This is a genomic window from Lactobacillus hamsteri DSM 5661 = JCM 6256 (genome assembly GCF_000615445.1).
Lineage (GTDB): Bacteria > Bacillota > Bacilli > Lactobacillales > Lactobacillaceae > Lactobacillus > Lactobacillus hamsteri.
On record NZ_BALY01000055.1, the window covers coordinates 1 to 4,594 of the forward strand.

4 protein-coding genes are annotated in these 4,594 nt (G+C 32.3%); 1 reads left to right on the forward strand and 3 read right to left on the reverse strand.

The window, feature by feature from the left end; translation table 11 throughout:
* Window positions 1-539: 539 nt before the first annotated feature.
* Complete coding sequence (locus JCM6256_RS08995) at window positions 540-1,526, reverse strand: YeiH family protein (protein ID WP_420835912.1); 987 nt, start codon at window positions 1,524-1,526, stop codon at window positions 540-542.
* Window positions 1,527-1,727: 201 nt separating this feature from the next.
* On the opposite strand from JCM6256_RS08995, the gene xerS reads away from it, so the two are divergent.
* A complete protein-coding gene (xerS, locus tag JCM6256_RS09000; protein WP_025081350.1) occupies window positions 1,728-2,822 on the forward strand; it encodes a tyrosine recombinase XerS in 1,095 nt (364 codons plus the stop codon).
* A 451-nt stretch (window positions 2,823-3,273) separates the two neighbouring features.
* Here xerS and JCM6256_RS09005 read toward each other — a convergent pair whose 3' ends face one another.
* Window positions 3,274-3,459, reverse strand: a complete 186-nt coding sequence (locus JCM6256_RS09005; protein ID WP_025081351.1) for a type Z 30S ribosomal protein S14 — start codon at window positions 3,457-3,459, stop codon at window positions 3,274-3,276.
* A gap of 200 nt (window positions 3,460-3,659) precedes the next feature.
* Window positions 3,660-4,580: an aldo/keto reductase gene (locus JCM6256_RS09015; protein ID WP_025081352.1), complete on the reverse strand. Its 921-nt coding sequence runs from the start codon at window positions 4,578-4,580 to the stop codon at window positions 3,660-3,662.
* Window positions 4,581-4,594 lie beyond the last annotated feature (14 nt).

The window sequence follows — 4,594 nt, forward strand, 5'->3', positions numbered from 1 at the left end:
CATGTATGAGTAAATATATATAAAGAAATTTTATTTTTAAATTTGAATAAACTCATAAATACGTTTTAAACCTAATTAATTTTTTAGTGTTAATGTTTTAAGCTTTATATATATTAAAGAGCCTCTTTTCATAAATTTATATATCGTCTTTAGATAAAACAGGAATTTTAATCAAACATGTTTAAAGCCCTTTTTAGAAAAATTATCCTTTAATATATGTAAATAATTACAATTTATTAAATACCAAAATCTGCGATTAATTTGTAGTTGTTTATAGTTTTAATAAAGCAACTTAAAATATATTTGCTGAATAATTTTTTATTAGCAAAATCTATATGTATGTAATTTTGAAATGTTAATTATAATAAATCCGTTTTTTAACATAATAATGTATTTTGTTAAGTTATGCTTTTAGCTATTTCAATTAGTAATTAATTGCTAACTAAGTTCTTAAAAGCCATAGAATTGCAATCTCAGCATAAAATAAAAAGATGCCATAGATTCTAAATCTAATGACATCTTTTATATATTAATTCTTATTAGAAGAACAACTTACTCATAATAATCATAAAGACTAACAAGCAAATTGAACTAATTACTGCTGCACCAAAGACAGCTCCACCACGTTTAAAGATAACTTTAAAGTTTACAGAAACACCTAAAGCAGCCATTGCCATACCTAAAAATACGTATGCTGCTTGTACTAACGCGTCTAAGAAACTTGCAGAAAATGGTAAAAATGTACCTAAAATACTTGTTAAAATAAATCCACCTAAGAACCAAGGAATTGGTAATTTACCAGGCTTCTTAGTATGTTCTTCTGCACTTTCTTTTACTAAACGGTGTTGATACCAATAACCAACGATCAAAGCCACGGGAGCTAAAAGCAAAACTCTTGAAAGCTTCATAATTAAAGCATTATCCAAGCTCGCTTCACCAAAAGCACCACCAGCTGCAACCGCATGAGCAATTTCATGGAGTGATCCACCAGCTACAATACCAAATTGTGAATTAGAAAGACCTAATACAGGTTTAAGTGCAATTTCCAATAAAGTAAATACTGTTCCCATTACACAAACAACTGCGACAGCAAGAACTTCATTTTCTCTTTTTCTTTCTTCATCATTAGTTTCAATTTGAGGAGAAACACCCATCACGGCGGCTGCTCCACAAATTCCACATCCACAGGCTGATAAAATTGCTAATTCATCTTCAGCACCAAATTTCTTACTTAACCAATAAGTAAGAAAAATAGTTCCTGTAACAGCAATTGCTGCAACCAAAATTGTTTTAATTCCCGCATCAGCAAGCTTTTGAAGATTAAGACGGAAACCTAATAAAATGATTCCTAAACGCAAGAATTTATTTGAAATAAATCCCATACCACCCTTAGCTTCTGCTCTTAAACTTGATGGTGTCAATTGCATTGCAATACCTAATAAAAGTGCAATAACTAATGCTCCAATCAAGTTTACGTATGGCAATTTAGCCAATAAAATTCCGGCTACCGCACAAATTAGCGTCATGATTGCAGCTAGCCAGAATGACTTAGTTTTTATTATTTTCAACAGATACCTCCATATTTATATAATCACTTAAAGACCGAACATGACTTTCTTATGATAACATAATACATTTGCCTCGATTTCATTATTAATAATTATTTTTTACTTTCGATCAAATGTTCGCTATAATATGTACTATACAAACTTCAGGAGATGAATAAGATGGATGCAAAGCAATATTCCAAGTTGATTGATAAAGAACTCCAAGATATGCCTATATATGTTTTTTATTACTCTCAACAACCTAATCTTGCCATAACTACTATCTATCAATACTTAACTGAATTTCGTCGCTTCTTTAATTGGCTTCGTGAAGCACCTGCTGATATTGAGCATCCAGAAAAAGGAGCGATCAGTAATGCCAAAGCGAATAAAGACATTGAACTCTCTACGCTTGAACACTTGCAATCTGCTCAAGTTCAAAGCTTTTTGAAGGAACTAAGTTTTAGAGAAAACAAACAATCTACTCGTGATAGTAAAAAAACCATCAATCGAACAATCAACGCTTTACGCTCCCTATTTCATTATTTAACGGTTACTGCCGATTTAAATGATGGTGAGCCGTACTTTTATCGAAATGTAATGTTAAAAGTGCCTCTTGTTAAAGGAAGTAAAGAATCAATTTCTTATCGTAATGCTAAATTTGCTCCAATGCTTTATACAGGAAAAAAGAAACACGAGTGGCTTGCCTTCCTTTCTAATCAGTATGAAGACACATTAAGCAATCGTGCACGTTCTTCCTTCCTATTTAATAAAGAAAGAGATATTGCAATTATTGCACTTCTTTTAGGTTCTGGAATTCGTGTGTCTGAATTAGTCAGATTAAATATGAAAGACTTAAATAAACGTGAGCGAAGTATTTTAGTTATTCGAAAAGGCAATAAAAAAGATGCTCCATTAATTGCTGATTGGGCAATGCCTTATATTGATGATTATTTAACAATCCGTGAGCAACGTTATCAACCAGAAAAAAATGAGCAAGCCTTATTTTTAACAAAATATGCAGGAAAAGCCAAAAGAATCGCTTCAAATACTGTTGAAAGATTCGTAGGTAAATACTCTGAAGCCTTCCCCGATGGCAATCGCACTACTCCACATAAGCTACGGCACTCTTTAGGTACTGAACTTTACGATGAAAGTAAAGACGTAATGGTAGTTGCTACCCAATTAGGCCATACTGGAATTTCTGCAACTGATCAATATATTCAACAAACAGCTGTCGAAAAACAAAGAAAACAACTTAATAAAACTAACTAATATTTATTGAAAATAACTTTGAAAAAAGGCCATTGTACTATACAAATATTTACTTTTGTATGTTACAATGAGTAACGAAATGTTTGTGAATCGCTCCTCTTCTGATCAGTATATCTGTCGGATATCAGCTTGGTTACAAAACTCATTGAAATCATAGTATTAATTTTCATAATATTTATTGAGAATAGTATTTTTCTGAGAGTATTGAGTAAATCTTAATAGGCTAGTTAATGAATTTCTTAAATAAATCATTTCGATCTTAATTTTCATTATACTTTTGGCAAGCAGTATATCCGATTGAAACTGGTGAACGTGGAAAAAGAGTTGCGATAATAATATGAATTATTTAATATATGGTTAAATCAGACTTAAAAATTTGCTATTACATACAAAAAAGAATCAGGATCATCTTGAAATCCTGATTCTTTTTTATTGTATTATTATATATTTTTTACCAGCTTGCCTTTTTAACACCTGGTAATTGTCCCTTATGAGCTAGTTCACGCATACATTCTCTACACAAACCAAATTTTCTGTAAACAGAATGTGGTCTACCGCATTTTTCGCAACGGGTATATTCGCGAGTAGAAAATTTAGCTTCACGGTGGTTTCTAATAATTTGTGATGTTTTTGCCATCTTTTAATACCTCTATTCTATCTTTTTTTAACTCGTTGAACTTCAACTTTAGCTGGACGGATAATTGATAACAATCCAGTGATAATAACAACAATCCCTAATATTTGAGTAAGCATAGCAATCCCTTTCTCTATTCCTTACTTTTTACAAGTGTAATATTACCACTTACATAAAGTAAGTTCAAGAGGAAAGCTTTTTATTTAAGGCAAATCATTTCCAGCAGCAAGATAAATGTCATACCATTCTTGCTTAGTTAAAGTGATTTCCCCTGCTTTAGCCGCATCTTCAATATGATCCGGATTCATTGCGCCCACTAAAACTTGAATTTGAGCTGGATAACGTAAAATCCAAGCCCCAGCGATAGCATTTTTCCCTACTTTATATTTATCTGCTAGCTTTTGTAATTCTTTATTTAACTCTGGGAACTTTGGATTATCAATAAACGTACCTTCAAAAAAGCCATATTGATAAGGTGACCAGGCTTGTAAAGTAATTTTATGAGTTTGCAAATAATTTAATAATTGGCCATCATGATCAATTGATCGCTCATCAGTCATATTTGTATGTATATTGAAATCAATCATTCCGCTATGCATAATCCCGAATTGTAATTGATTAAACATTATTGGCTGCGTAACGTAAGACCTTAAAAGTTCAATTTGACTTGCATTGAAGTTAGAAACACCGAAGAAACGTACTTTGCCACTGGCCTGAAGGATATCGAAAGCTTCAGCTACTTCTTCGGCATCCATTAAAGCGTCAGGACGATGCAATACAAAACTGTCTAAATAGTCTGTTCCCATACGGTCAAGAATCCCGTTTACGCGATCGATAATATAATCTTTGGAAAAATCATATCTCTTGCCAGGAACTATGCCAGCCTTTGATTGAATAAACATCTTTTCTCGACTAATACCTGTTTTCTTAAAAGCAGCATTAAATACTTCTTCAGATTTTCCGTTGCCATAAATATCAGCTGAATCAATGAAATTAATACCTGAATTATATGCCGTGCTAATTGCCTCAGCGGCTTCAGTCGCCGTTTTTGCTTCCATTCTCATGATTCCAAGGGCCATTGCTGGAATATTTAAAGTACTAGGGCCCATCTTTATTTGTTTCATAAGCTATCTTTCTA

Coding starts and splice junctions, on each gene's coding strand:
- JCM6256_RS08995 (WP_420835912.1), bottom strand. CDS start 1,526: ATGACGCTAATTTGTGCGGTAGCCGGAATTTTATTGGCTAAATTGCCA.
- xerS (WP_025081350.1), top strand. CDS start 1,728: ATGGATGCAAAGCAATATTCCAAGTTGATTGATAAAGAACTCCAAGAT.
- JCM6256_RS09005 (WP_025081351.1), bottom strand. CDS start 3,459: ATGGCAAAAACATCACAAATTATTAGAAACCACCGTGAAGCTAAATTT.
- JCM6256_RS09015 (WP_025081352.1), bottom strand. CDS start 4,580: ATGAAACAAATAAAGATGGGCCCTAGTACTTTAAATATTCCAGCAATG.